The following is a 23,746-nucleotide window of genomic DNA, read 5'->3' as shown; positions in this document are numbered from 1 at the left end:
GGCCCTTCGACACCGAGACAGCCAGACCGAGACAAGGGAGACAGGGAGCAGCATGAGCACGCACCCCGACGACCGACCAGCAGGCGCCTCCGGCACGCTGACCATCGGCGGCGACCTCGTCGTCAACCGGCTCGGCTTCGGCGCCATGCAGCTGACCGGGCCCGGCGTCTGGGGCCAGCCCCGGGACCCGGACGAGGCGATCCGGGTGCTGCGCCGGGTGGTCGAGCTCGGCGTCACCTTCATCGACACCGCCGACTCCTACGGCCCCTTCGTCAGCGAGCAGCTCATCCACAAGGCGCTCGCCCCCTACCCCGAGGACCTGGTCATCGCCACCAAGGCCGGCCTCACCCGCGCCGGCCCCGACGACTGGCGGCCGGTGGGCAGGCCCGAGTACCTGCGCCAGCAGGCCGAGTTGAGCCTGCGCCACCTCGGCGTTGAGCGGATCGACCTCTTCCAGCTGCACCGCGTCGACCCGAAGGTGCCGTTCGAGGACCAGCTCGGCGAGCTGGTGCTGCTGCAGCGGGAGGGCAAGATCCGGCACATCGGGCTCTCCGAGGTGAGCGTCGAGGAGATCGAGCGGGCCCGCAGGATCGCCCGCGTCGTCTCGGTGCAGAACCTGTACAACCTCGCCACCCGGCAGGCCGAGGACGTGCTGGAGTACGCCGAGCGCGAGCAGTTGGCGTTCATCCCCTGGTTCCCGATGGCCACCGGCGAACTGGCCAGGCCGGGCGGCCCGTTGGACGGGATCTCCAGGCGGCACGGCGCGAGCCCCTCCCAGCTCGCGCTCGCCTGGCTGCTGCGCCGCTCCCCGGTGATGGTGCCGATCCCCGGCACCTCTCGGGTCGGTCACGCCGAGGAGAACCTGGGCGCGGCCGGAATCACCCTCAGCGACGCGGAGTTCGCCGAGCTGGCCGACGCGGTCTGAGCGGGCGGGCGTGTGGTCGCCGGCCGCGGCCGGCGACCACACGCATGGAAGGACCCAGGGGCGGGCAGATGCGAGATGGCATGCTCAAATGTCATGCCCATGACTCTCTCGCTTCGTCCCCCCGGAGGCTGATCGTGACATTGGCCAAGGCTGCCAGGGTGCTGCTGACCACGCTGCTCGCGGCCCTGCTGTGGACCGGCGGCCAGGCGGTGGCCGCCCCCCAGGAGGCGGCCGGGCGGCCGCTCGTCGCCACGGTGCTGACCTACGACGCCAGCGGCAGCGCCGAGTTCGCCAGCGCGGTGGCCAGCGGCGCCGCCATCTGGAACGAGAGCGTCACCAGCGTCGACCTGGTGCCAGTCCAGCCGGGCCAGCGCGCCAACATCCGCATCGTCGCCGACAACGGCTGGCCGCGCGCCCAGACCACCAGCCTGGGCAACGGCACCGTCTGGATGGGGCGCCAGGCGGTCGACCAGGGCTACAACACGGTCCGGATCGCCGCCCACGAGCTCGGCCACATCCTCGGCCTCCCGGACATCAAGCCCGGACCCTGCAGCAGCCTGATGTCCGGCTCGACGGCCGGCGTCTCCTGCACCAACGCCTCCCCCAACAGCAGCGAGCGTTCCCGCGTCGAGAGCGCCTTCGGCGGCTCCCTCGCCGTCGCCGCGCCCGCGACCTACCTGGACTGAGCCGATCCGGCGGCCCGCCCCGGCGGGCCGCCGACGGGCCGGTCGGCCCACCTCACAGCACGACCACCGAGCGCAGCACCTCGCCGGTGCCCATCCGGCCGAAGGCCGGCTCCACCTCGTCGAGCGCGATCGTCTCGCTGACGAACGCGTCAAGATCCAGTCGGCCCTGCAGATGCAGGTCCACCAGCATCGGGAAGTCCCTGGAGGGCAGGCAGTCGCCGTACCACGACGACTTCAGGGCCCCGCCCCGGCCGAACACGTCGAGCAGCGGCAGCTCGATCGTCATCTCCGGCGTCGGTACGCCCACCAGCACCACCGTGCCGGCCAGGTCGCGGGCGTAGAACGCCTGCCGATAGGTCTCCGGGCGGCCCACGGCCTCGATCACCACGTCGGCCCCGAGCCCGCCCGTCAGCTCCCTGACGGCCTCGACCGGGTCCGTCTCGCGGGAGTTCACGATGTGGGTGGCGCCGAGACGGCTCGCCGCCGCCAGCTTCCGGTCGTCGATGTCCACCGCGATGATCCGCGCCGCGCCCGCCAGCCGGGAGCCGAGCACCGCCGCGTTTCCCACCCCGCCGCAGCCGATGACCGCGACGCTGTCCCCGCGGCCCACGCCGCCGGTGTTGATGGCGGCGCCGATCCCGGCCATCACGCCGCACCCCAGCAGCCCTGCCACCGCGGGCGACACCGCGCCGTCCACCTTGGTGCACTGGCCCGCCGCCACCAGCGTCTTCTCGGCGAACGCGCCGATGCCGAGCGCCGGCGTCAGCTCGGCGCCGTCCTCGGCCAGCGTCATCCGCTGCCGTGCGTTGTGCGTGTCGAAGCAGTACCAGGGCCTGCCGCGCCGGCAGGCCCGGCAGCGGCCGCACACCGCACGCCAGTTGAGGATGACGAAGTCGCCGGGCGCCACCTCGGTGACGCCGGGTCCCACCGCGTCCACCGTGCCGGCCGCCTCGTGCCCGAGCAGGAAGGGGAAGTCGTCAGTGATGCCACCTTCCCGGTAGTGCAGGTCGGTGTGGCAGACCCCGCAGGCCAGCACCCGCACCACCGCCTCGCCCGGACCCGGGTCGGGCACCAACACCCTCGCCACCCGCACCGGCTCGTTCCTGCCGGGTGCGATGACACCCCGCACCTCCTGTGTCATGGCCAGACCGCCCTTCCTCGGCCGGTGCGTCGCGGAGCCGCGGCCGCGACACCGCGTCGATCCCGCATACTTCTCGCTCCCTGGGAAGGTATCCGGACCACGGGCGGAACCCCCGTCGCGAACCGGCCAGGCTGGAGGCCGTAACCCGCCGTGAAACAAGGGAGGTTACGGTTATCCGAAGCCGCGTGGTCTCGGTCGGGGAACCACTCGTCCGGGTTACTCTGGCCCCGGCACGAACTCACGGGTAACAGCGGCAACTTGAGGGACGGAGCTTCGGTGGTGGAGCAGGATGGCGGCTCGGCGGACGTCCAGTCGGCGGACATCGACCTGAGCAGGCCGAGTATCGCCCGCGTCTACGACGCGGTGCTCGGCGGCAAGGACAACTACGAGGTCGACCGGGTGGTCGCCGACCAGGTGCGCCTCGACATGCCGCACATCAGCGACGTGGGCTGGTTCAACCGGGCGGTGCTCGGCCGGGGCGTGCGCTTCCTGGCGGAGCAGGCGGGCATCGACCAGTTCATCGACCTCGGCGCCGGCCTGCCCACGTTGGAGAACACCCACCAGGTCGCGCAGCGGTACAACCCCGACGCGCGCGTGGTCTACGTCGACATCGACCCGATCGTGCTGGCCCACGGCCGGGCGCTGCTCGAGGAGAACGAGAACACCGCGGTGGTCACCGCCGACCTGCGCGAGCCGGAGAAGGTGCTCGACCACCCCAGCGTGCGCCGGCTGATCGACTTCTCCAGGCCGGTGGGCGTGCTGCTGGTCGGGATCCTGCACCACCTGCACGACGACGAGGGGCCGAAGGGCATCGTCGAGGCGTACATGGACGCGGTGCCGGCCGGCAGCCACCTGATGATCACCGCCTTCTGCGACACCGGCCCCGAGGCCCGTGCCGTCGAGGAGACGATGCTGGAGTTCCTCGGCACCGGCCGGTTCCGCACCTTGGAGGAGATAACGGCCTACTTCGACGGGTACGAGCTCCTGGAGCCCGGTGTGGTGGCGCTGCCGATGTGGCGCCCCGACGGACCCGTCGGCACCCCGCTGTCCATAGCCCAGCGCCTCATGGTCGGCGGCGTCGCCCGCAAGAACTGAGCGGGCCGAGGCCGTGCGATGCTACGGCCGTGAGTTCCGCTGGTGATCTGACCGTCGACCTCGGGGGCGGTGTCCTGCTCCGCCCCACCGAGGAGGGCGACCATGTCGCCCTGGCCGCCGCCCATCGGCGTAACCGGGCGTACCTGGCGCCCTGGGTTCCCCGACGGCCCGAGGCCTTCTACACGGCGGAGGGGCAGGCCGCCCTGCTCCGCACGGGGGCCGAGGAGGCGCGGCGGGGCGGCTCGTGCCCTGGCTGCTGGTGGACGGCGCCCGGGCGGTGGGCGCCGTCACGCTCTCCAACGTGGTGCGCGGCCCCTTCCAGAGCGCGGACCTCGGGTACTGGGTGGACGCCGACTACACGGGCCGCGGTCTCGCCGGCGCGGCGGTCGCGCACGTCTGCGCCGACGCGCGGGACCGGCTCGGCCTGCACCGGGTGGCGGCGGCCACGCTGCTCCACAACGCCGCGTCGCAGCGGGTGTTGGCCAGGAACGGCTTCGAACCGGTCGGCCTGGCCCCGAACTACCTGCACATCGACGGGGACTGGCGCGACCACCGGCTCTTCCAGCGGATCCTGCACGACGACCCGCCGGCACGCTAGGGTGCCGCGGTCCCGCCGCCGTGTCGGGCGAGCAGGGCACGGGCCGTGGCCGACATCGCCTCGTCCACCATCTCGCCCTCGAAGGCGACAGCGCCGGCGCCGGCCGCCTGGCCGGCCGCCACGGCCGCCACCAGCCGGGCGCAGCGCGCCAGTTCCTCCGCGCTCGGCGAGAACACCTCGTTGAGCACCGGCACATGGGACGGGTGGATCGCCATCATGCCGGCGTAGCCGAGTGCCCTGTTCTGCTCGGCGAAGGCCCGAAGCCCCACCAGGTCGGCGATCCGCGTCCACAACCCGCCCACCGGGTGGGCCACCCCGGCCGCCCGCACGTCGAGCAGCACCCGGGAGCGCAGCTCGCGGGTCTCGGTGCCCGCCGGGCTCCAGCGGTAGCCGACGGCCCGCTCCACGTCGCCGCCCGGCGCGGTGAGCGCGCCCGCGTAGGCCACGCGTGGGGCGGCCTCGGCGATCCGGAAGGCGGACCGCAGCCCCCGCGCGGTCTCCAGCAGCGGCACGAGCGCGAAGGCGCCCTCGGCCAGGCCGTGTTCGCGTTCGCACCAGCCGAGCAGCCGGTCCGCGAGCCGCACCTGCTCGGCGTCGCTCACCTTGGGCAGCACCACGCCGGCGAGGCCGGGCCGCGCCACCGCCCGCAGTTGGGCGGCCGCCGGCCAGTCGTCCAGCGGGTTGACCCGGACGAACAGCGCCAGCGGCAGCTCGGCCGCCACTCCGTCCGGTTGCCGGGCACGAACAGCATCGAGCGCAGCGGCGGCCGCGCGAGCTCAGATGACACCGTTCTCCTCCAGGCCCGTCAGCTCCTCGTCGGCGAGCCCCAACCACTCCCGGTAGACGAGCTCGTTGTCCTGGCCGAGCGCGGGACCCGCGCGCCACACCTCGCCGGGGCGCCGCCTGAAATGCGGGATCACCGCCTGCATCCGCACTGGACCGAGGTCCGGGTCGGGCACGGTGACGATGTCCTCCCGTTCCGCGTAGACCGGATCGGCCGCGATGTCGGCCGCGCTGAACACCCGGGAGGCGACCACCTCGGCCTCGGCGAACGCCGCCAGGCACTCGTCCGTGCCGCGCTTGGCCACCCACTCCCGCAGCCCCGCGTCGAGCCGCTCCCGGCCGGCGTGTTGCCGCTCCACCGTGGCGAACTCCGCGTCGGGCAGTCCCAGCAGCCGCGCCACGTTGCGCACCGAACGGACCGTGGCCGAGGTGACCGTGATCCACTCGCCGTCCCTCGACCGGTAGGTGTTGATCACCGCGGCCGGGGCAACCGCCAGCTGGTTGCCGGAGCGTTCCGGCACCTTGCCCAGCTGGTCGTGCACGATCACCTGCCACTCGACCAGCCGGAACAGCGGCTCGAACAAGGCCAGATCGATCCACTCGCCGTCGAACTCCGGTTCCGTGGCCCGGCGGTGCAGCGCGGCGAGCACCGCGTACGCGCCCATCAGGCCGGTCACGGCGTCGCCGTGCGAGAAACCGGTGTGCACGGGTGGCCCGTCCGCGAAGCCGGTCAGGTGCACGACGCCGCTGCGCGCCTCGCCCATCTTGCCGAAGCCGGGGGCGTCCGCCCGCGAGGACGTCGCGCCGTAGCCGGATATCTGGAGCAGCACCGCCCGGGGGTTGAGGCGGTGCACCGAATCCCAGTCGAGTCCCCAACTCCGCAGCCGGCCGGCCCGCATGGTGACGATGACGACGTCGGCCCAGGCGACGAGCCGGCGCGCCACCGCGCGGCCGGCCTCGTGGTGCAGGTCGAGCGTGACCGACCGCTTGTTGCGCCCGGCGACCTTGAACCACAGCGGCACACCGTCCCGGCGCGGCCCCATCGAGCGCGCCGGGTCGCCCGCGCCCGGCGGTTCGACGTGCACCACGTCCGCGCCCTGGTCCGCGAGCATCGACCCGGCCAGCGGCCCGGCCACCACATGGGCGAACTCCACTACCTTCAGCCCACGCAACTGCCCACGCCGCGGCCCGTCGAGCACTTCCCGCTGTTCGTCCGGCACGCTCACACTCCTCACCACCACCGGCATCACCACCGCCATCGTCGAAGCTTCAGCGTGCCCAGCGCGACCGATGCTCGTCCAGCAAAAGAAGGTCCTTAATCCATGCGCCTTTCGCATGAATGGGGGCGCGGGAGATAGCACGGCGCGCCGTCAGGACGCCCAGGAGACGCCGGTCGGCAACTCCAGGGCCGAGTCCCGGAGCTCGGTGAGCGCGGCGAGGAACCGCTCGGCCGCCTGCGGCAGCGAGCGCCGGGTGCGCAGCACCAGGTCGAGCCGCCGGTCGACCACAGGCTCCACCAGCGGCCGGCAGACGACGGGTCCGGTGCCGAGCAGCGGCAGCACGAGCGCCGGCAGGGCCGTGACGCCGAGGCCGGCCGCCACCAGCCCGCCGACCGTGGCGACGCTGCCGGCCTCCGCGGCCGGCGCCGCCGTCGCGTCGATCTGCGCGAAGGCCGCGTCCGTCAGCCGGCGCACGCTTGAGTCGCGCCCGACGGCCAGGAACGGCCGGGCGGCCAGGTCGCCCCAGCACACCTCGGCCCGCTCGGCCAGCGGGTCGTCGGCCGGCAGCACGGCCACGAACCGGTCCCTGATCAGCGGTTGTCCCGACACCTGGTCGGACGGCCGGCCCACCGTGGAGATCGCGAAGTCCGCGTTGCCGGCCGACACCCGCCCGAGCACGGCGCGCTCGAGACCGTCGAGCAGCCGCACCGAGACCCGCGGGTGCGCCGCGCGGAAGCCGGAGATCACCCGGGGCAGCAGCACGGCGGCGACCGAGGGCAGCGTGGCGACGGTGACGGTGCCCGACTCGCCCTGGAGGAAGCGCCGCAGCTCGGTCATGCCGGCCCGGTGCGCGGTGATGATCTGCTCCGCTATGCGCAGCGCCTCCACGCCGGCCGGGGTCAACCGGACGTTGCGCGTGTTGCGTTCCAGCAGCTGGGTGCCGAGCAGTCGCTCGAGGTCGGCGACCACCCGGCTGAGCGAGGACTGCGAGACGTGCAACTCGGCGGCGGCCGCGGTGAAGCTCGCGGCGCGGGCGACGGCGACGTAGGCCGTGAGCTGGCGCAGGGTGGCATCCATGGCCAGCGAGCATAGGCGCGCGCCGCGGGAATGATGCGCAGATCGCATAAAAGAATCTCGGTTTGATGCTGGACGCCGATCTGTCGTGGCTCGGAAACTCTCCTGCAACGCGCCGGGGCCAGCCCGCCCCGGGTCAGCCTCCCCGCGTGCCGCCGCCGGGGGCCGTACCCCGAGAAAGCGAGCCACCCATGCTGGCAACCCTGGGCTTCGCCACGATCGCCGTCTTCCTGCTGCTGACCATGACCAAGCGCGTCTCCGTGCTGGTCGCCCTGGTCCTGGTGCCGGTGGCGGCCGCGCTCGTCGGCGGGCACGCGGGCGAGCTCGGCGACCTGATCCTGGCGGGGCTGACCACGGTGGCCCCCACCGGCATCATGATCGCCTTCGCCGTCCTCTACTTCAGCCTCATGGTGGACGCCGGCCTCTTCGACCCGCTGATCCGCGGCATCCTGCGGTTCGCGCAGGGCGACCCGCTGCGGATCACCGTCGGCACGGCCGTGCTCACCATGTGCGTGGCCCTGGACGGCGACGGCGCGTCCACCTTCGTGATCACCATCTCCGCGCTGCTCCCCGTCTACAAGCGCCTCGGGATGAGCCCGCTCGTGCTCTCCGGGGTGGTCTGCCTGGGCGCCGGGGTGATGAACATCGTGCCCTGGGGCGGGCCCACGGTGCGGGCCATGGCCGCGCTCGACCTGGAGAGCTCCGAGCTGTTCACGCCGGTGCTGCCCGCGATGGTCCTTGGTGTCTGCTGGGTGCTGGTGGCGTCCTGGCTGATCGGCCGCCGCGAGCGACGCCGGATCGCCGCGCTCGACCCCGGTGAACGCCCCGCCGCGGCCGGGGAGTCGGCCGGCGAGCCGGCGGCGGCGGGGGACGGTCCAGGCACCCTGCGCCTGCCGGAGCCCACCACGCCGCGCTGGCTCACCGCCGCCAACCTGGCCCTCACCCTCACCCTGCTGGTGGCGCTGATCGCCGAGGTCATGCCGCTCCCGGTGCTCTTCGTCCTCGGCTTCACGGTGGCGCTGGTCCTCAACCACCCCACCTGGGAGCGGCAGCAGGAGCTGCTCGAGAGGCACGGCAGGAACGTCGTGCTGGTCACCACGATGATCTTCGCGGCCGGGGTACTGACCGGCATCCTCACCGGCACCGGGATGATCGACGAGATGGCCGGGGCGTTGGTCGACGCGATACCCGGCGCGCTGGCCGACCGGCTGCCGGTGCTGGTCGCCGTCACCGGCATGCCGCTCAGCCTCGTCTTCACCCCGGACGCCTACTACTTCGGCGTGCTCCCGGTGCTTGCGGAGACCGCCGCCGGCTCCGGCGGCGACCCGGCCGAGGTCGGCCGGGCCGCCCTCCTCGGCCAGATGACCACCGGCTTCCCGCTCAGCCCGCTCACCGCCTCCACGTTCATCCTGGTCGGCATGAGCGGCGTGTCCCTCGGCGAGCACCAGCGCTTCATCTTCCGCTGGGCCTTCGCCACCACCCTGGTGATGACCGCGGGCGCCCTGCTGACCGGCGCCTTCGCGCTCTGACGAGGGCTCCCGCAGTGGACCGGCCCGCCTCGCACCTCCCTCCCGGCTCATCGCCTTCCTCGCCCCCGCACCCGCGAGCGGCACCAGCCGCGCGGGTGACCGTCACCGGCGCTCTCGCGCCGTGAAGTGGAGCCCAGCCATGTCGAACGCACCCGCCCGCCACCGCCGTTACGGCGCACTCGCCGCCCTGGCCCTCTGCGTCGCGGCCCTGGTGCCGGCTGCGCCGGCTTCTGGCGCCGCCCCGCCGACAACGGCCCGGCTCCCGGGCTACGTCGCCTCGCTGACCGCACGTCACCTCGACGGCCAGGACGACGACCTGTTGACCGCCGGCCTCGGCCTCGCCGGGCTGCGGGAACCGGACCCGCCCGGCTTCGCGGACCCCGAGCACCCCACCCCCGCCGAGCTGCGTCGGCTGGCGATCTGGGGCGCGGCCGGCCTGTACGGCGACGACTCCGGCGGCCTCGGCCGGCTCTACGGGCCCGACATCGGACCCGAGGGACGGCCGGTGCCGGGCGACGGCCGGATCCCCGGCACGGAGTACACCGCGACCGCCGGCACCGGAGCCGACCCGGTCACCTTCGTCGTGCAGGTGCCGGACGACCTCGACCGGTCCCGCCCCTGCGTGGTCGCCGCCCCGGCCGCCGGGCTGCTCGGCGTCTACCAGGCGATCGGCGGCGCCGGCGCCTGGGCGCTGCACCGCGGTTGCGCCGTCGCCTACACGGACAAGGGCATGGGCCCCGGCTTCCACGACCTCGCCTCCGACACCGTGATGGCCGCCGACGGCACCACCGGGCCGCGCGCCGAGCTCGGCGACCTGGCCGTGTTCGACGCCGGCCTGAGCGACGCGGCCCGCGAGCGGTACAACGCCCGCAGCCCCTACCGGATCGCCTTCAAGCAGGCGCATTCCGGGCGCAACCCGCAGGCCACCTGGGGGCGCGACACGGTGCGCGCCGTCGAGCTCGCGCTCGCACTGCTCAACCGCGAGCACCGCGCCGGCGGCCCGAGCGACGGCTACACCCCGGAGAACACGACCGTGATCGCGGCCGGCGTCTCCAACGGCGGAGGCGCCGTGCTGGCCGCTGGCGAACAGGACCGGCGCGGCCTGATCGACGCCGTGGTCGCCGCCGCCCCGCAGCTCAACCTCGCGCCGCTGCGCGGCGTCGCCGTCCGGCAGGGCGGCGTCCGGGTGCCGGCGGCCGGCATGCCGCTGGTGCGCTACGGCGCGCTGGCCGCGCTGCTCCAGCCCTGCGCGGTCCTCGCCGACCCCCAGGCGCCGGGCCACGACTCCTTCGACCGGTCGGCGGCGGCCCGCCGCTGCGCCGCGCTGGTCGGCGACGATCCGCGGCTGGTCTCCCGTGCCGACGCGGCGGCCGCCGGCCCGGCCGGTCTGCCGGAGCTGGCCCAACGGGCCCTGGTCAGGGCCGGGTTCCAGCCGACGTCGGGCTACCTCCAGGCCAGCCACTACGATCCGCAGACGCCCGTCTCCTACGCCATGAGCTTCGCCCGCGCCTCGGCCGCCGACGCGCTGTGCGGCTACAGTTGGGCCGCCACCGACGCGGACGGCCGCCCGGCCCCCTACACGGCGGCCCAGTTGGCCGCCGCCTTCGCCACCAGCGGGGGCCGGGCCCCGGCGCCCGGCACGCTGATCAACGACCGTTCGCACGGCGGCCCGGTCGCTGACCGTCGCTCCCTCGGCCCCGACGGACGGCCCGACTACAACCTGGCCGGCGAACGCTGTGTCTACCGGCTGGCGTTCGGCGACCCGGCGACCGCCGCCGAGCGCGCCTGGGCGGACCGGGTGGCGCAAGGGCTCGACGAGACCCGGCGGGACGGCGACCTGGGCGGCAGGCCCGCGCTGGTCGTCCAGGGCAGGGACGACGCCCGGGTGCCCGTCAACCACAGCGCCCGCCCCTATCTGGGGCTCAACGCCCGGGCGGAGGGCGAGGCCAGCCGGCTGTCCTACGTGGAGGTCACCAACGCCCACCACAGCGACAGCACCGCCGCCGGGTTCGACAACCGCTACGTCCCGCTCGGCTACTACTACCAGCAGGCGCTCGACCTGATGTGGGACCACCTGACCACCGGGCGCGCGCTGCCGCCAAGCCAGGTCGTCCGCACCGTGCCGCGCGGCGGCGAGCCGGGCCGGGCGCCCGAGCTCACCCCGGCCAACGTGCCCCCGATCGCCGCGGATCCGGCGCCGGGCGACCGCGTCCGGCTGCGGGGGACCGCGGTGGACGTGCCCGACTGATCCGGCCGCGCCCAGAGTGAACACGTCGAGGAGCGAAAACCCCTCGCCCGCCCCTGGACACATCGCGGCGGATGCCGCGATCATATGGGCTACTGCATACGATATGCAATCTCGGATCGTGTTCAGTTCGTGTTCAGCGCTCCCAGGGCAGGCCGGACCAACGAGGGGACGTCACATGACCGAGGCGGCCGGCGCCGACGCGCCCAAGGCCCTGGCGGGCGTGCGGGTGCTCGACCTGACGCACGTCCAGTCGGGTCCCTCCGCCACCCAACTGCTCGCCTGGCTGGGCGCGGACGTGATCAAGCTGGAGACGCCGGGCAGGGGCGACGTCGCGCGCGGCCAACTGCGCGACCGGCCGGGCGTCGACAGCCTCTACTTCGCCATGCTCAACTGCAACAAGCGCAGCATCACCCTCAACCTCAAGGCCCGGCAGGGCAAACGGATGTTCCGCCGCCTCGTCGCCACCGCCGACGTGCTGGTCGAGAACCGCCATCCCGGCGTGCTCGACCGGCTCGGCTTCCCCTGGCCGGTGCTGCGCCGGCTCAACCCCCGTCTGGTGTACGCCAGCATCAGGGGCTTCGGTCCCGGGCGCCACGCCGAGCTCAAGGGGTACGAGATGTTCGCCCAGGCGATGGGCGGCGCGATGGCCACCACCGGCTTCCCCGGCGGACCGCCCACCGCGAGCGGCGCCCAGATCGGCGACGCGGGGGCCGGCGTCCACCTGGTCGCGGCCGTGCTGGCCGCGCTCTACCAGCGCACCGTCACCCGGCGCGGCCAACAAGTGCAGGTCACCATGCAGGAGGCGGTGCTCAACCTCTGCCGGGTCAAGCTCCGCGACCAACAACGCCTGGCCCACGGCCCGTTGACCGAATACCCGGGCCAGCCCCGGGAGGCCGAGGTGCCGCGCGCCGGCAACGCCTCGGGCGGTGGGCAGCCTGGCTGGGCGCTGCGCTGCGCGCCCGGCGGGCCCAACGACTACGTGTACGTGATCGTGCAGCCGCAGGGCTGGAGGGCGCTGGCCCGGCTGACCGGCCGTCCCGAGCTCGCCGACGACGCCGGCTGGGCCACCCAGGAGGCCAGGCGGGGCAAGCTGGACAAGATGTTCGCGATGGTCGAGGAGTGGACCGAACGGCGCGCGAAGTGGCGGGTGCTGGACATCCTCACCGAGCACGGCATCCCCTGCGCCCCGGTGATGTCCACCAGGGAGCTGCTCGACGACCCGACGCTCGCCGCGCTCGGCACGATCGTCGAGGTCGACCACCCGGAACGCGGCGGCTTCCGCACGGTTGGCTCCCCGCTCCGGCTCTCCGACTCCCCGGTCGAGGTCGGCAGGCCGCCGCTGCTCGGCGAGCACAACGCCGAGGTCTACGCGGAACTCGGCTACGGCGAACGCCAGTTGGCTGACCTACGGGCCATCGGCGTGATCTAGGCCCTGTCCTGAACTGCGCGGTCCGTCGTGTCACGCCCCTGTCCCGGCGGCGCGATCACTGGAATACTGTATGCAATCCCTGTCCTCAGGGGCCCCACCCGACCGAGATCGGGGGCCGCGAATGAGAGTGGCCGCGCACGCCGCCGCCGACCTCCTCGCCCGCGCCAGCACCCGCACCGCCGTACCGGACCCGCGTTCCCCAGCACGGAAGGTCGAGCCAGCATGACCGCCAACGACCCAGGCCAGCGCACCCGCCAGGACCGGAAGCGCCGCCGCGAGCACTACACCCGCCTCACCCAGCCGCTGGTGCGCGACTCCGGCGTGCTGCGCCCCGCCTCCTGGGAGGAGGCGATGAGCCGGGCCGCCGAGGGATTCTGGCGCAACACCGAGCAGCACGGCCCCGACGCCTTCGGCATGTTCTCCTGCGCCCGCTCCACCAACGAGATGAACTACCTGGCGCAGAAGTTCACCCGAGTTGTCATCGGCACCAACAACGTCGACTCCTGCAACCGCACCTGCCACGCGCCCAGCGTCGCCGGCCTCGCCCACGTCTTCGGCAGCGGCGGCGGCACCTCCTCCTACCAGGAGATCGAGGACACCGACGTCATCGTGCTCTGGGGCTCCAACGCCCGCGAGGCGCACCCCATCTTCTTCCAGCACGTGCTGCGCGGCATGCGCAACGGCGCCCGGCTCTTCGTCGTCGACCCGCGCCGCACCTCGACCGCCCAGTTCGCCGAGCGACACCTGCCGCTGAACGTCGGCACCGACATCCCACTCGCCTACGGCATCGCCCGCGAGATCATGCACGCCGGCCTCGCCAACCGCACCTTCATCGAGCGCGGCACCGAGAACCACGCCGCCTACGCGGCCGCCGCCGAGCCGTGGACGCTGGCCCGCACCGAGGAGGTCACCGGCGTCCCCGCCCACCTGATCCGCGAGCTCGCCCACACCTACGCCCGCGCGGACCGCGCCCAACTGTGCTGGACCCTCGGCATCACCGAGCACCACAACGGCACCGACAATGTCCTCGCCCTCATCAACCTGGGTTTGCTCACCGGCCACGTCGGCCGGCACGGCGCCGGACTCAACCCGCTGCGCGGCCAGAACAACGTCCAGGGCGGCGGCGACATGGGCGCCATCCCCAACCGGCTCCCCGGCTTCCAGGACATCCTCGACCCCGCCGTGCGCGAGAAGTTCGGTCTCGCCTGGGGCCGCGCCATCCAGCCGCGCTACGGCTGGAACCTCACCCAGATGCTCGACCACATCGAGCGCGGCAACCTCACCACCTGCTACATCATCGGCGAGAACCCCGTCCAGTCGGAGGCCGACGCCCAGCACACCGTCAAGCGGCTCTCCAACCTCGACCACCTCGTCGTCCAGGACATCTTCCTCACCAAGACCGCCCAGCTCGCCGATGTCGTGCTGCCCGCCACCGCCGCCTGGTGCGAGACCGACGGCACCTTCACCAACAGCGAGCGGCGGGTACAGCGGGTCCGCAAGGCCCTCAGGCCCCCGGCCGGCGCCCGCGACGACATCGCGATCCTCTGCGACATGGCGCGCCGGCTCGGCCACGACTGGCGTTACACCCCCGAGCAGGCCTGGGACGAGATGCGCTCCCTCGCCCCCAACCACGCCGGCATCTCCTGGGCCCGGCTTGAGGCGGGCGGCATCCAGTGGCCCTGCTACAGCGAGGACACCCTCGAACCCTCCTACCTGCACGCCAGGTTGTGGGAGGAGGACCCGGAACGACGCGGCCGCCCCGCGCCGTTCACGGTGCTCGAACACCGCCCACCGGTGGACGAACTGACCGAGGAGTTCCCGCTCCGGCTCACCACGGGGCGCCGCCTCGACTCCTACAACACCGGCGTCCAGTCCGGCGGCTTCGACTCCCCGCGGCGCCGCGGCGAGACGCTGGACCTGCACCCGGTCGACGCCGAGGCCCTGGGCGTCGCCGACGGCGAGGAGGTGCGGATCAGCTCCCGCCGCGGCTCCATCGTCGCCCCGGTCAGGCTCGACGCCGGGCTCAGCCCGGGGCTCGCCTTCATGACCTTCCACTTCCCGGACGAGGTCGACGTCAACACCATCACCATCGAGGCCACCTGCCCGGTCGCCGGCACCGCCGAGTACAAGGCCGCCGCCATCCGCGTCGAGCGCCTCGACCCCACACCGGCCCGCTAGGCCCTGTCCGGGCGATCTTCTTCGGGCCCGCGACGCCAGCTACGGCACCTCGCTGCGTTACCGAATCGCGCGAATACGGCCAAGTGAGCTGCGATCCGGCGCCTTGCGATGCACCGCATCTGACGCCGCGGGCTGGTCCTCGAAGATCGCCCGGACAGGACCTAGCCGCCCCGCCACGCCAAGGAGCGCACCCATGGAACTGCACTTCTCCGGCGCGACGGCGACCGAGCAGGAACGGGACGCCGTCGACGCCGCACTCGCCACCCGGGACGACGACCCGGAGGCCCCCGCGCACCGCCGCGATCTGCTGCTGCCGGCCCTGCACGCGGTGCACGAGCGGATCGGCTGGATCAGCCCGGGCGCGCTGGAACACCTCTGCCGCCGCCTGGAGATCCCGCCCGCCAGCGCCTACGGCGTCGCCAGCTTCTACTCGCTGTTCTCCCTCACCCCCCGCCCCCGCCGGGTGCTCCACGTCTGCACCGACCTGGCGTGCAAGACCGCCGGCGGCGACGCGCTCGCCGCGGCGGCCGAGCGCGAACTCGGCCCGCCGGGGCAGCCCGACGGCGCTCTCCAGTGGCTGCGCAGCCCCTGCCTCGGCGTGTGCGAACGCGCCCCGGCCGCCCTGGTCTTCGAGGCCGGCGAGGTCGCGGCCGAGCAGGTACTCGCCCCCACCGGCGTCCCCGAGCTGCTGGCCGCGGCCCGCACCGGACCGGCCACCAGCACCCACTCCACCGATCTCGAACCGCCCGTCGTCGAGTCCGTGCCCCAGGCCGGGCAGCCCGGCCTGCGCCTGCTCCGCCGCGTCGGCACCGTCGACCCGACGAGCCTCGACGCCTACCGCGCGAGCGGCGGCTACACGGCGCTGCGCCGCGCCATCTCGCTCGGCCCCGGCGGCGTCATCCGGGAGGTCACCGACTCCGGCCTCACCGGCCGCGGCGGCGCCGCCTTCCCCACCGGGCGCAAGTGGGACGCCACCGCACGCCAGCCCGAGACCCCGCACTACCTCGTCTGCAACGCCGACGAGAGCGAGCCTGGCACCTTCAAGGACCGGGTGCTGCTCGAGGGCGACCCGTTCGCCATCGTCGAAGCCATGACCATCGCCGGGCTCGCCGTCGGCGCCCGCCGCGGCTACCTCTACCTGCGCGGCGAGTACCCGCGCGCCCTGAACCGGATCCGGCACGCCATCGTCGAGGCCAGGCACCGCGGCTACCTCGGCCGCGACGTCATGGGCCAGCCCGGCTTCCACTTCGACATCGAGATCAGACGCGGCGCCGGCGCCTACATCTGCGGCGAGGAGACCGCCATCTTCAACTCTATCGAGGGCTACCGCGGCGAGCCGCGCAGCAAGCCGCCGTTCCCCGTGGAGAAGGGCCTGTTCGGCAAGCCCACCGCCGTCAACAACATCGAGACCCTGGCCAACGTCCCGATCATCCTCCAGGAGGGCGGCGCGGCCTACGCCCGCACCGGCACGGAACGCTCCACCGGCAGCAAGCTGTTCTGCCTCTCCGGCGGCGTCCGCCGACCCGGCGTCTACGAGGTGCCGTTCGGCACCACCCTCGGCGAACTCCTCGACCTCGCCGGGGGAGTGGCCGAGGGCCGCACGCTGCGCGCCGTGCTGCTCGGCGGCGCCGCCGGCGGCTTCGTCCGCGCCGACGAACTCGACCTGCCCCTCACCCTTGAGGACGCCCGCGCCGCCGGCACCACCCTCGGCTCCGGCGTCGTGCTCGCCCTCGACGACCAGGTCGACCTGTCCGGCATCCTGCTGCGCGTCGCCGCGTTCTTCCGCGACGAGTCCTGCGGCCAGTGCGTCCCCTGCCGGATCGGTACCGTCCGCCAGGAGGAGGCCCTCCAGCGCCTGGTGCGCCGCGGCGACCCCGCCGACACCGCGCTGCTGCGCGAGGTCGGCCAGGTGATGCGCGACTCCTCCATCTGCGGCCTCGGTCAGACCGCCTGGAACGCCATCGAGTCCGCCCTCGACCGCCTCGGCCTGCTCACCAGCACGGAGGGAGCCGCATGACCGCCATCGACCTCGGACTGCCACGCCGCATGGTGGAGTTCACCCTGGACGGAACCACCGTGCGCGTCCCCGAGGGCGCCACCATCCTGGACGCCGTCCGCGCCACCGGCGGCGACCTGCCCACCCTCTGCCACGGCGACACGCTCACCCCGGCGAACGTCTGCCGGCTCTGCATGGTCGAGGTCGAGGGCTCCCGCACCCTGGTGCCCTCCTGCTCGCGCCGGGCCGAGCCCGGCATGGTGGTGCGCACCGCCACCGAGCGCGCCCGGCACAGCCGCAAGCTGGTCCTCGAACTCCTCGGCTCCGCCACCGACCTGTCCACCACCCCCCGGGCGGCGGAGTGGATGGCCGAGTACGGCGCGGAGCCCGAGCGCTTCGGCCCGGCGGCGCCGCCCAGGACCGGCCCCGCGCGGCCCGGCGAGCACGAGGAGACCGACGGCTCGGTCGCGGCCACCGTCGCCCAGCCCGCCAAGGTCGACAACGACCTCTACGTGCGCGACTACGCCAAGTGCGTGCTGTGCTACAAGTGCGTGGACGCCTGCGGCGAGCAGTGGCAGAACACCTTCGCGCTGACCGTCGCAGGACGCGGCTTCGACGCCGGCATCTCCACCGAGTACGTGGCCCCGCTGCCCGACTCCGCCTGCGTCTACTGCGGCAACTGCATCGAGGTCTGCCCCACGGGCGCGCTCAGCTTCAAGGCTGAGCACGACCACCGCGAGGCCGGCACCTGGAACGAGTCGGCGCAGACCGAGACCACCACGCTGTGCACCTTCTGCGGCACCGGCTGCTCGCTCACCCTGCACGTCCAGCGACTCCCGGACGGCGCCGAGCAGATCGTCAAGGTCACCTCCCCACATGACAGTTCCGTCACCCACGGCAACCTCTGCATCAAGGGCCGCTTCGGCTGGCAGCACGTGCAGCGCACCGGACCGCCCATTCCGGACGTCGAGGAGGTCGAGCTGTGACACTGGCCCTCACCCCAGCGCCCGGTCCAGGTTGAACGCCGCGCTGATCAGGGCGAAGTGGGTGAACGCCTGTGGGAAGTTGCCGCGCTGCTCGCCGGTGTGTCCGATCTCCTCCGCGTACAGGCCCAGGTGGTTGGCGTAGGTCAGCATCTTCTCGAACGCCAGCCTGGCCTCCTCAGGGCGGCCGGCCCGCACCAGCGCCTCCACGTACCAGAACGAGCAGATGGAGAACGTGCCCTCCTCGCCCCGCAGCCCGTCCGGGCTGACCCGCGGGTCGTAGCGGTACACCAGCGAGTCGGACACCAGCTCGTCGGCCAACGCGTCGAGCGTGGAGAGCCACTTGGGGTCGGTCGGGGAGATGAACTTGGCCAGCGGCATCATCAGCACCGAGGCGTCGAGCACGTCGCCCTCCTCCTGCTGGACGAAGGCCCGACGCCGCCGCGACCAGCAACGGCTCATGATCCGCCGGTAGATGGTGTCCCGCGTCTCGCGCCAGCGCGGGATGTCGGCCGGCAGCCCCCGGCGGATCGCCATCCGCATCGCCCGCTCGATGGCCACCCAGCACATCAGCCGTGAGTACAGGAACCGCTTGGGGCCGCCCCTCGTCTCCCAGACGCCGTCGTCCGGCTGCTCCCAGTGGCCGCACACCCAGTCCACCAGGGCGCAGACCTCGTCCCAGCGCTCGCTCGAGATGGGCTGGCCCCACTTGTCGTAGAGGTAGATCGAGTCGATCAGCGCGCCGTAGATGTCCAACTGCAGCTGCTCGGCCGCCGCGTTGCCGACCCGCACCGGGGCCGAGCCCAGATAGCCCTCCAAATGCGGGATTTCACGCTCCGGCAACTCGGCCGTCCCGTCGATGCCGTACATGATCTGCAGCGGCCCCCTCGCCCCCGGCCGGTCGGCCGCCCGCTGCCCCATCTGCCTTGAGAGGAAGGCCATGAACCCGTCGGCCTCCTCCGTGAAGCCGAGCCGCAGCAGCGCGTACACCGCGAACGCGGCGTCCCTGATCCACACGTAGCGGTAGTCCCAGTTGCGCTCGCCCTCCACCTGCTCCGGCAGGCTGGTGGTCGGCGCCGCCACGATCGCCCCGGTCGGCGCGTAGGTCAGCAGCTTCAACGTCAGCGCCGAGCGGTGCACCATCTCCCGCCACCGGCCCCGGTAGCGGGACGCCGAGAGCCAGCGCCGCCAGAACGTCACCGTCGCCGCGAACTCCTCCTCCGCCTCGGTGCGCGGGCAGGCGCGCGGCGCTTGGCCGTCCTCGATCCGATCGAGCGCGAACACCTCGGACTGGCCCTCGAGCAGCGTGAACCGGGACCAGACGTCGCGGTCGTCGCCCTCGATCGGGGCCGTGGAGGTCAGCGCCAGCGTCAGGTCGGCGGAGGCGAAGACCGCCTGCCCGTCCTCAAGCCGCACGGTGTGCGGCTGCGTGCCGTAGCCGAACCTGGGCGCCACCCGCGCCCGGAACGGCACCGCGCCGCGCACGCACACCACCCGCCTGAGCAGCCGGTGCCGGTCTTCGTGCCCGTCCGAGCTGCCGGTGACCGGCATGAAGTCCTGCACCTCGCCCACCCCGTCGCTGGTGAAGAACCGGGTGATCAGCACGTTGGTGTCGGGGAAGTAGAACTGCTTGGTGCGCGCCGGGACGTCGGCCGCCAGCTCGAAGCGGCCGCCGCGGTCGGCGTCCAGGATCGACGCGAAGACGCTGGCCGAGTCGAAGCGGGGGCAGCAGTACCAGTCGATGGTGCCGTCGATGCCGACCAGCGCGATGCTGCGCAGGTCGCCGATCAGCCCGTGGTCGGCGATGGGCAGGTAGCGCGACTCGGGTCGCTCGACCATGGCGGACCCCTTCCGGCGGTTCCTCTCCCACCTCTCGCCTTCGAGCGTAGAGCGGGAAGCCGGCGGCGGCCTCTCCTAGATCCCGTCCTGGCTCGTCACGCTCGGTCGATCGACGCGGTACACGTAGTGCAGCGGGTCGTCGACGGGGTTGTCCGGCGTGAGCTCGCCGGCGCCGACCCTGCGCAGCCCGGCCCGCTCCAGCGCCCGCCAGGACGCCCGGTTGGCCGCCACCACCGGCACCAGCACGCACCGCGCGTCCGGCAGCTCGGCCCAGGCCAGCTCCAGGGCGGCGCCGATCATCGCGGTCCCGAGGCCGCGCCCCAGCAGCTCGGGATCGCCGAGCAGGTAGTCGACGGTCACCGCGCCTGCGGGCACCGGCACCACGGCGGCCAGCTCCGCCCGGTACTCCGGGTAGTCGGCGAACGCGCACCGCTGCACCAGGCCCACCGCGCGCCCGTCGAGCAGCGCCAGCAGGTCGTCGGACGGCTCGTCGGCCCTGGCGGCCGGCCCGAAGTCGCGCGCCACCGCCTCAGCCGAGGTCTCGTGGTGCCACCAGCGCGCCACGTGCGGCCGGGCCAGCCAGCCGGCGAGCAGCGGGAAGTCCGGCTCGGCCAGCCGGCGAAAGGTGAACGTCATGGTGCCCCCCAGAGCGTCTCGCGTCGTCACCCACTCCTACCACCTGCGGCGTCCCGCCGGGCGGGGCTCAGCCGTCGAGCAGCGCGAGCACCGGGCCGCCGGCCAGGCCGAGGGCCAGCGAGCCGAGCGCCGTCGCGTAGGCCGTCAGCACCGCCGGCCGTACCGGGCCCGGGCCCAGACCCAGGCCCGGGCCCGCTCCGGCCCGGCCGCGGCCGAGGAGGGCGGGCGCCAGCCAGCGCAGGTAGTAGAAGAGCGAGGCGACGGTGTTGGCCACGGCCAGCGCGGCCAGCCAGGCGTAGCCACCGTCGACGGCCGCGCCGAACGCCTCCAGCTTGCCGAGGAAGACCGCCGTCGGCGGGGTGCCCACCAGACCGAGCAGGCAGACGAGCAGCGCGCCCACCAGCGCCGGCCGGTGCCCGGCCAGGCCCCGGTAGTCGCGGATCCGCCGGGCGTCCGGCAGCGCGCAGACCACGGCGAACGCCCCCAGGTTGGTGATGGCGTAGCCCGCCACGTAGTAGAGCAGCGCCCGCTGGGACAGCTCGGAGCTGCCCGCCATGGCGACCGGGATCAGCAGGTAGCCCGCCTGGCTGATCGTGGAGTAGGCGAGCAGCCGGCGGACGTCGTCCTGGAAGAACGCCGCCAGGTTGCCCAGCGTCATGGTCGCGGCGGCCAGCACCGCGAGCAGCCCCGGCCAGGGCACCGAGGCGGTCGGCAGGCCGGCGAGCGGCCCGGCGGCCAGCCGGAACAGCGCCGCCAACGCGCCGGCCTTGGGCAGCGTGGTCAGCAGCGCCGCGACTGGCGGCGGGGCGCCCTGCACGGCGTCCGGCACCCAGAAGTGACCGGGCACCGCGCCGGACTTGAACAGCAGCCCGGCGAGCAGCGCGACGAGACCCACCGTCACCAGCGCCCCCGGCGCGTCGGGCAGCGCCTCGCGCAGCGCCGGATAGCCGGTGGCCCGGCCGGCGGCCAGCAGCAGCGTGACGCCGGTGAGCAGCACCACCCCGAGGAACGCGCCGACCACGAAGTACTTGAGCGCCGCCTCGGTGCCCCCGACGTCCCGCGCGAAGCCGGCCAGGGCGTAGCCGGGGACGCTGGCCAGCAGGTAGGCGGCGGCCAGCGTCAGCAGGTCGGCGGCACCGGCGAGCATCAGCGCGCCGCAGGCGGCGAGCTGGACCAGCACGTAGTACTCCGTCTCGCGCCGGTGGCCCCGGCTCGCCCCGACGACCAGCGCCAGCAACGCCAGGGAGGCGCCGAGGACCACGATCCTGGCGGTCGTCGTCACCGCGTCGACCGCGAACGCGCCGTCGAAGGCGGTGGTCGGGGCGGCGAGCCCAGCCTGGACGGCCGCCGCGACCACGCCGGCCAGGCAGGCGCCGGCGGCCAGCAGGCCGACCGGCCACTGCCGGTCGCGCGGCAGCCAGGCGCCGAGCAGCAGCCCGATGACCGCCGAGCCGGCGAGCAGCACCTCGGGCAGCAGCGCCAGCGGATTCTCGTCGCCCCCGGTCATCGGGCCACCAGGCCGACGAGCTCGCGCGCCGCCGGCTCGACCACGTCGAGGAGGAAGCGGGGCGCCACCCCGAGCAGCACCGCGAGCGCGAGCAGCGGCACGATCGCCGCCGCCTCGTGGGCCCGCAGGTCGGGGAAGGCGCGCACCCCGGCCGGCAGCCGCGGCGGACCGAGCAGGATCCGGTGCAGGGCGCGCAGGAAGAGGCCGGCGGTGAGCAGCACCCCGAGCAGCGCGAGACCGGTGGCGAACGGGCGCGCCGACAGGCTGCCGGCGAAGACCTGGAACTCGGCGACGAAGCCGGAGAACCCGGGCAGGCCGAGCGAGGCGAACGCGGCGACCCCGGTCAGCGCCGCGAAGACCGGCGCGGGACCGGCGAGACCCGACCAGTCGGCCATCGCGTGGCTGCGCCCCCGGTCGTACAGCACGCCCGCGAGCAGGAACAGCGCGCCGGTGATCAGTGCGTGGCTCACCATCTGGGTGACCGCGCCGTCAACCGCGAGCCGGCCCGCCCGCTCGCCCGCCGTGGCCGCCGCGCCGACGGCGAGCAGGACGTAGCCCATGTGGTTGACCGAGGTGTAGGCGATCATCCGCTTGACGTCGCGCTGGGCGAGCGCCACCAGCGCGCCGTACAGCACCGACACCACACCGAGGACCACGAACACCAGCGCGAAGCGGCGCCAGGCCTCCGGCAGCATCGGCATGGCGATCCGCAGGAAGCCGTAGGTGCCCATCTTCAGCAGGATCCCGGCCAAGATCGCCGAGCCCGCGGCCGGCGCCTCCGTGTGGGCCGGCGGCAGCCAGGTGTGGAACGGCACGGTTGGCGTCTTGATCGCCAGCCCGAGGCCGATCGCCAGCAGCACGAGCGCCGCGTGCCAGGACCGGCCCTGGAGGGGCGGCCGGTCGGTCAGCTCGGTCATGTCGAAGGTGTGCGGCTCGGCGGCCACGTAGAGGCCGATGAAGCCGAGCAGCAGCGCCAACGAGCCGAGGAAGGTGTAGAGGAAGAACGCCAGCGCGGCGCGCGCCGCCGCCGGCCGGCGCCCCCAGCCAGCCACCACCACGTACATGCCGACGATCGACAGGTCGAAGAAGACGAAGAACAGGATCAGGTCCAGCGCCGCGAACACGCCGAGGCAGGCGGTCTGGAGGAAGAGGAACAGCGCGGCGTACTCCCTGATCCGCCGCGTCTCGCGCCGCGAGTAGGCGGCACAGGCCAGAAAGAGCACGCAGGTGACGGCGAGCAGCGGCAGCGAGAGCCCGTCGACGCCGACGTGGTAGCCGACCCCGGCGCTCGGGATCCAGCGCGTCCGCGCCTCGTACTGCACGCCACCGCCCGGTTCGTGGCCCGCCCACACCACGACCACCAGTGCCGTCTCGGCCGTGGCCGCCGCCGTCCACGCCCACCACGCCGCCCGCCGCGCGACGGCGGCCGGCAGCGCGAGCAGCGCGACCGCCACCGCCAGCGGCAGGAAGAGCAGCACGGTGAGCAGCACGGGTCACCTCACCAGCAGCAGCACGACCGCGGCGGCGGCCAGGGCCGCGACCGCCTGCGCGAGGTAGTGGTGCAGCAGCCCGGTCTGCGGGCGCCTGGCCAGCCGGCCGAGCCCGGCGCAGCCGGCGGCCACCCCCCGCACCGCCGTGTCGAACACCCGCCGCTCCCCGCCGCGTTCGGCGACCAGCGCCAGCCGCCGGGTCGCGCGCGCCGCGCCCGTCACCGTGCGGTGCAGCACCAGGTCGTCGAAGCGTGCCAGCGCGTCGGCCAGCCGCAGCACCGGCGCGACCAGCAGAGCGCGCGCCGCCCGTTCGAGCCCGAGCCAGTCGCCCGCCAAGCGCCGCGCCCCGGCGGGGACCGGCGGCGCCCGGTCCCCCCACGCCCAAGCGG

At 73.8% G+C, this 23,746-nt stretch carries 17 protein-coding genes and 2 pseudogenes; 10 read left to right on the top strand and 9 right to left on the bottom strand.

Going from position 1 to position 23,746, the window contains the following annotated elements:
• Positions 1-52 precede the first annotated feature (52 nt).
• Together E1265_RS04340 and E1265_RS04335 are read left to right on the top strand one after the other, a co-directional pair.
• The gene (locus E1265_RS04340; RefSeq protein WP_132928863.1) at positions 53-925 is read left to right on the top strand and encodes an aldo/keto reductase; all 873 of its coding nucleotides are present in this window, start codon (positions 53-55) and stop codon (positions 923-925) included.
• Positions 926-1,065: 140 nt separating this feature from the next.
• Entirely contained in the window at positions 1,066-1,611 is a 546-nt protein-coding gene (locus tag E1265_RS04335) for a snapalysin family zinc-dependent metalloprotease (protein WP_243740525.1), read from the top strand.
• 52 nt (positions 1,612-1,663) lie between these two features.
• Here E1265_RS04335 and E1265_RS04330 read toward each other — a convergent pair whose 3' ends face one another.
• Entirely contained in the window at positions 1,664-2,752 is a 1,089-nt protein-coding gene (locus tag E1265_RS04330) for an S-(hydroxymethyl)mycothiol dehydrogenase (RefSeq protein ID WP_132928861.1), read from the bottom strand.
• 276 nt (positions 2,753-3,028) lie between these two features.
• On the opposite strand from E1265_RS04330, the gene E1265_RS04325 reads away from it, so the two are divergent.
• Both E1265_RS04325 and E1265_RS04320 read left to right on the top strand, forming a co-directional pair.
• Positions 3,029-3,847 (top strand): SAM-dependent methyltransferase, encoded by an 819-nt coding sequence (locus tag E1265_RS04325; RefSeq protein ID WP_132928860.1) that lies wholly within the window; start codon positions 3,029-3,031, stop codon positions 3,845-3,847.
• Between the two features lie 74 nt (positions 3,848-3,921).
• A pseudogene (locus tag E1265_RS04320) lies at positions 3,922-4,445 on the top strand (GNAT family protein).
• On the opposite strand, the gene E1265_RS04315 reads toward E1265_RS04320, so the two are convergent.
• From E1265_RS04315 to E1265_RS04305, 3 genes are all read right to left on the bottom strand, one after another.
• Positions 4,442-5,167, bottom strand: coding sequence for an aldolase/citrate lyase family protein (locus E1265_RS04315; protein WP_243740524.1), 726 nt, complete (start codon positions 5,165-5,167; stop codon positions 4,442-4,444). The pseudogene E1265_RS04320 and the gene E1265_RS04315 overlap by 4 nt on opposite strands.
• Before the next feature lie 54 nt (positions 5,168-5,221).
• Positions 5,222-6,448, bottom strand: coding sequence for a CoA transferase (locus E1265_RS04310; protein ID WP_243740523.1), 1,227 nt, complete (start codon positions 6,446-6,448; stop codon positions 5,222-5,224).
• A 150-nt stretch (positions 6,449-6,598) separates the two neighbouring features.
• Positions 6,599-7,525 carry a LysR family transcriptional regulator gene (locus tag E1265_RS04305; protein WP_132928859.1) on the bottom strand — a complete coding sequence of 309 codons (927 nt, stop codon included), beginning with the start codon at positions 7,523-7,525 and terminating at the stop codon, positions 6,599-6,601.
• Between the two features lie 188 nt (positions 7,526-7,713).
• Here E1265_RS04305 and E1265_RS04300 point away from each other — a divergent pair, with 188 nt between their 5' ends.
• The 6 genes from E1265_RS04300 (at position 7,714) to E1265_RS04275 (ending at position 17,888) form a co-directional block, all read left to right on the top strand.
• Positions 7,714-9,051 (top strand): citrate:proton symporter, encoded by a 1,338-nt coding sequence (locus E1265_RS04300; protein ID WP_165953641.1) that lies wholly within the window; start codon positions 7,714-7,716, stop codon positions 9,049-9,051.
• Between the two features lie 139 nt (positions 9,052-9,190).
• Entirely contained in the window at positions 9,191-11,299 is a 2,109-nt protein-coding gene (locus E1265_RS04295) for a 3-hydroxybutyrate oligomer hydrolase family protein (RefSeq protein ID WP_132928857.1), read from the top strand.
• Positions 11,300-11,474: 175 nt separating this feature from the next.
• Positions 11,475-12,728 (top strand): formyl-CoA transferase, encoded by a 1,254-nt coding sequence (gene frc, locus E1265_RS04290; protein WP_132928856.1) that lies wholly within the window; start codon positions 11,475-11,477, stop codon positions 12,726-12,728.
• Between the two features lie 222 nt (positions 12,729-12,950).
• The gene (locus E1265_RS04285; RefSeq protein ID WP_132928855.1) at positions 12,951-14,906 is read left to right on the top strand and encodes a molybdopterin-dependent oxidoreductase; all 1,956 of its coding nucleotides are present in this window, start codon (positions 12,951-12,953) and stop codon (positions 14,904-14,906) included.
• 193 nt (positions 14,907-15,099) lie between these two features.
• The gene (locus tag E1265_RS04280) at positions 15,100-16,923 is read left to right on the top strand and encodes an NAD(P)H-dependent oxidoreductase subunit E (protein ID WP_132928854.1); all 1,824 of its coding nucleotides are present in this window, start codon (positions 15,100-15,102) and stop codon (positions 16,921-16,923) included.
• Complete coding sequence (locus tag E1265_RS04275; RefSeq protein ID WP_132928853.1) at positions 16,920-17,888, top strand: 2Fe-2S iron-sulfur cluster-binding protein; 969 nt, start codon at positions 16,920-16,922, stop codon at positions 17,886-17,888. Before E1265_RS04280 ends, E1265_RS04275 begins: the two co-directional genes overlap by 4 nt.
• A 9-nt stretch (positions 17,889-17,897) precedes the next feature.
• On the opposite strand, the gene E1265_RS04270 is transcribed toward E1265_RS04275, so the two are convergent.
• The 5 genes and pseudogenes from E1265_RS04270 to E1265_RS04250 all read right to left on the bottom strand — a co-directional run.
• Positions 17,898-19,724, bottom strand: coding sequence for a glycoside hydrolase family 15 protein (locus E1265_RS04270; RefSeq protein ID WP_132928852.1), 1,827 nt, complete (start codon positions 19,722-19,724; stop codon positions 17,898-17,900).
• 75 nt (positions 19,725-19,799) lie between these two features.
• Entirely contained in the window at positions 19,800-20,360 is a 561-nt protein-coding gene (locus E1265_RS04265) for a GNAT family N-acetyltransferase (RefSeq protein ID WP_132928851.1), read from the bottom strand.
• A 67-nt stretch (positions 20,361-20,427) separates the two neighbouring features.
• On the bottom strand, positions 20,428-21,867 hold the full coding sequence (locus tag E1265_RS04260; protein ID WP_132928850.1) for a proton-conducting transporter membrane subunit: 1,440 nt from the start codon (positions 21,865-21,867) through the stop codon (positions 20,428-20,430).
• Positions 21,864-23,354: an NADH-quinone oxidoreductase subunit M gene (locus E1265_RS04255; protein ID WP_132928881.1), complete on the bottom strand. Its 1,491-nt coding sequence runs from the start codon at positions 23,352-23,354 to the stop codon at positions 21,864-21,866. Before E1265_RS04255 ends, E1265_RS04260 begins: the two co-directional genes overlap by 4 nt.
• Before the next feature lie 6 nt (positions 23,355-23,360).
• Positions 23,361-23,746 (bottom strand): annotated as a pseudogene (locus E1265_RS04250) (NADH-quinone oxidoreductase subunit L); the annotation flags it as partial.

Source organism: Streptomyces sp. 8K308, from assembly GCF_004348315.1.
In the GTDB taxonomy this organism is placed as follows: Bacteria; Actinomycetota; Actinomycetes; order Streptomycetales; family Streptomycetaceae; genus Streptomyces.
The sequence above is the reverse complement of the archived record's forward strand: the minus strand, read 5'-3'. Positions and strand labels throughout refer to the sequence as shown.

What these genes read in the sequence shown, in the direction of transcription:
- E1265_RS04340 (WP_132928863.1), top strand. Translation starts at nt 53, where the DNA reads ATGAGCACGCACCCCGACGACCGACCAGCAGGCGCCTCCGGCACGCTG.
- E1265_RS04330 (WP_132928861.1), bottom strand. Translation starts at nt 2,752, where the DNA reads ATGACACAGGAGGTGCGGGGTGTCATCGCACCCGGCAGGAACGAGCCG.
- E1265_RS04305 (WP_132928859.1), bottom strand. Translation starts at nt 7,525, where the DNA reads ATGGATGCCACCCTGCGCCAGCTCACGGCCTACGTCGCCGTCGCCCGC.
- E1265_RS04300 (WP_165953641.1), top strand. Translation starts at nt 7,714, where the DNA reads ATGCTGGCAACCCTGGGCTTCGCCACGATCGCCGTCTTCCTGCTGCTG.
- E1265_RS04295 (WP_132928857.1), top strand. Translation starts at nt 9,191, where the DNA reads ATGTCGAACGCACCCGCCCGCCACCGCCGTTACGGCGCACTCGCCGCC.
- frc (WP_132928856.1), top strand. Translation starts at nt 11,475, where the DNA reads ATGACCGAGGCGGCCGGCGCCGACGCGCCCAAGGCCCTGGCGGGCGTG.
- E1265_RS04285 (WP_132928855.1), top strand. Translation starts at nt 12,951, where the DNA reads ATGACCGCCAACGACCCAGGCCAGCGCACCCGCCAGGACCGGAAGCGC.
- E1265_RS04280 (WP_132928854.1), top strand. Translation starts at nt 15,100, where the DNA reads ATGGAACTGCACTTCTCCGGCGCGACGGCGACCGAGCAGGAACGGGAC.
- E1265_RS04275 (WP_132928853.1), top strand. Translation starts at nt 16,920, where the DNA reads ATGACCGCCATCGACCTCGGACTGCCACGCCGCATGGTGGAGTTCACC.
- E1265_RS04270 (WP_132928852.1), bottom strand. Translation starts at nt 19,724, where the DNA reads ATGGTCGAGCGACCCGAGTCGCGCTACCTGCCCATCGCCGACCACGGG.
- E1265_RS04265 (WP_132928851.1), bottom strand. Translation starts at nt 20,360, where the DNA reads ATGACGTTCACCTTTCGCCGGCTGGCCGAGCCGGACTTCCCGCTGCTC.
- E1265_RS04260 (WP_132928850.1), bottom strand. Translation starts at nt 21,867, where the DNA reads ATGACCGGGGGCGACGAGAATCCGCTGGCGCTGCTGCCCGAGGTGCTG.